The organism is Kutzneria sp. 744 (assembly GCF_000568255.1).
GTDB lineage: Bacteria > Actinomycetota > Actinomycetes > Mycobacteriales > Pseudonocardiaceae > Kutzneria.
The window spans coordinates 10,062,308-10,064,173 of the sequence record NZ_KK037166.1; the positions used below are offsets into that span (position 1 = coordinate 10,062,308).

Below are 1,866 nucleotides of genomic sequence, written 5' to 3' on the forward strand. Positions count from 1 at the left end.
GCACGGCGCGGATCGCGCCGAGCGCGGACGCGTCCGCGGTGGGACTGCCGCCGTCGATCAGCGACTGGCTCGGCGCCACCGGCGGCGGCGAGGGGCCCGGCTCGAACGCCTGGGCCGTGGCCGGCTCGCGGACCGCGTCCGGCCGTCCGCTGCTGGCCAACGACCCGCACCTCGTCTTCACCCAGCCCAACGTGTGGTACCAGATCGGCCTGCGGCTCGACGACGGCGAACGCCGATCCGAGGGCTACGGCGTGACACTGCCCGGAATTCCCGGTCTTGTCGCCGGCGCCAACGACGATCTCGCCTTCGGCATCACCAACGCGACCGTGGACACCCAGGACCTCTGCTTGCTCGACGCGGACCAGCAGCTGCCCGACGCCTGGACCGAGGAGACGACCGTCAAGGTCCGTGGCGGCGCGGACGTTCCCGTGCGCGCCTCGGGCTCGACCGGATGCGTCGAACTGGAGGTGGCCGCCCTCGGCGGTCGGCGGTGCGCGCTGTTCTGGAGCGGGTACTGGCCGAGCAGCGAGATCGACGGCAGCCTGGACACCTGGCGGGCCCGCTCCTACCCGGAGTTCCGGGATGCCTTGCGCCACTTCGGTGTGCCGGTGCTCAACCACATCGTCGCGGCGGCCGACGGCACGATCGCGCTCAAGACGGCCGGCCGCGTGCCGGCCCGTGAGCCGGGCAGCGGCCTGCGGCCGGCCGGCTTCGACGAGGTCGCGCGGTCGTGGCGAGGCTTTCTCGAGTTCGACGAGCTGCCCGAGGTCGTCGACCCGGACGAGGGGTACCTGGTCTCGGCCAACAACAAGCTGCTGCCCGAGGACGACCCCCGGCATCTCGGCGTCGACTGGGCCGGGGCGTACCGCGCGCCCCGCATCGACGAGCTGCTGGACGCGACCGACGCCGTGACCGACCAGGACTGCGCACGGTGGCAGCTGGACGTCGCCAACCTGCGAGCGAGAAGGCTGCTTCCGCACCTGCTGTCCGCCTTCGACCAGTCCGCCTTCGCCCAGGACCGGCCGGCCGACGAGCCGGACGCGGCCTGCCTGACGCTGCTACGGGACTGGGACCATCGCGACGCGCCGGAACTCGCCGCGCCGTTGATCTTCGCCGCGCTGCTGGACGAGCTCGCCGAGGACTGGATCGTCTCGCGGCTGGGCAAGGAGCTGGCCGCCGCCATGCCCGATTCCCCGCTCCAGCTGGATCATCTCGTGGTCGACGCGCGGGCGAGGGTCGCGCTCGGTGTGCCCGAACAACTGCGGGACTCGGTGCCGGCCGCGTTCACCCGGGCCGTCGCGCGGCTGGTCGAGAAGTGGGGCGACGATCCGCGCAGGTGGCGCAACGACACGGCGCACCGCATCGCCGACAGCCACCTGCTGGGGCGGGCCGTTCCGTTGCTGGGCTCGTTGTTCGGCGGCACGCGGACCCCGGTGGGCGCCAGCCTCTTCTCGGTCCGGCTCATGCAGCCGGACGCGACCGGCGCCATCGCGGAAGGGGCGCCGTGGCGCTTCGTGGCCGAGGTCGGTGCCGGGCCGACCGAGAGGTGGGACGTGCTCCGGCACGGCAGCTCGGGTCATCCGCTGGCCCCGCACTACGAGGACCAGACCGCTGCCCACGCCGAGGGCCGGCTCTACCGGGTCAGTCCCGGTTTCCCTCGCTGACGGCCGCCTCGGACCGCTCCGCCGCGCGCCGCAGCGCACGGTTGGACAAGGTCGGCAGGGTGGCCAAGGCGACCAGGGCCACCAGCGCGCCGCCGAGCAGGAACGGGGCGTGCAGTCCGGCGCGGTCGGCCAGGACGCCGCCGAGCACGCCGCCGATGGGTTCGGGGGTGAGCGCGATGAGCCGGTAGGCGCTCATCACCCG

At 73.6% G+C, this 1,866-nt stretch carries 1 protein-coding gene and 1 pseudogene; one reads left to right on the forward strand and one right to left on the reverse strand.

All coding sequences use genetic code 11. The features are described 5' to 3' along the window. On the forward strand, window positions 1-1,664 hold a 1,664-nt coding region (locus KUTG_RS62495), incomplete at its 5' end, for a penicillin acylase family protein (protein ID WP_043726223.1). Here KUTG_RS62495 and KUTG_RS45970 read toward each other — a convergent pair. Then, window positions 1,642-1,866, reverse strand: a pseudogene (locus tag KUTG_RS45970) (MFS transporter); the annotation flags it as partial. The gene KUTG_RS62495 and the pseudogene KUTG_RS45970 sit on opposite strands and share 23 nt — an antisense overlap.